We start from the raw sequence: 809 nt of genomic DNA on the forward strand, positions 1-809 counted from the left end.
AAGGGCAGCTTGTAATAATCCGTGCGCGCCGTCTTGACTTTCAACTCTATGTTTTTGCTGTATTGATCCCGGGTACATAGTGTATCCATACTATTCTCCTGAGCCGCGACGGGTTTGGGTGAACCCGAATTCCATCTTACTCTTATCTCACTTTCGGGTGTCGGTGACTTATAAATCAGGAGGTCTTCCAGAACAAATAAAGACATCTTGGTATGGTTTGCTTCGCCCATATCATCAAAAGGAGTAAATCCGGGAATGTTGGTCTTGACCTCTATTCTCCCATCACCCAGTATCTCATAGCCGGTGATTTCCGGCTTGTGCAGCTGCGGCTTCGTCATTGGAAGGCTCCCAAATTGAAAAGGAAAATATCCAGCCCATACCAACCACCCAACTTGGCGTCGCCTACCTTTCACTCTGATATTAAGGTTTGAAATATATCTATTGGGGCGCCATCTAACATTAGCATAACAATCCCAAAGATTCCCAGCGCTATACCTTATGGGGTATCTGTCTGCTTCTTCTGCTGTCAGCACCTCTATAGTTTCATCGGCTTTCGAACGTAATAACGAATTCACATCCACAAAAACTGGGTCGTTCACAAAACAAGCAAGTTCTATCCACTCAACACCACCATTGATTGAGTATTCTACTTTGATGGAATCTATCGGTGGCGTCATCCCCTTATACTTATAAAGAATATCAATATAATCATATTCCACCCATAGCTTCATCCCAAATTCGCCATTGTCAAAATCATGGTCATAAGCACCCTGCACCGACGCACCCTGCGCCGACGCACTCTGCACGCC

Annotated in this window: 1 protein-coding gene; it reads right to left on the minus strand. The window is 45.1% G+C overall.

Features of this window, described 5'->3' with window-relative positions; translation table 11 throughout:
• The coding region (locus tag ASC50_RS02070) for a hypothetical protein (protein ID WP_158648290.1) at nucleotides 1-809 on the minus strand (809 nt) is incomplete at both ends.

Source organism: Candidatus Symbiothrix dinenymphae (assembly GCF_001431085.1).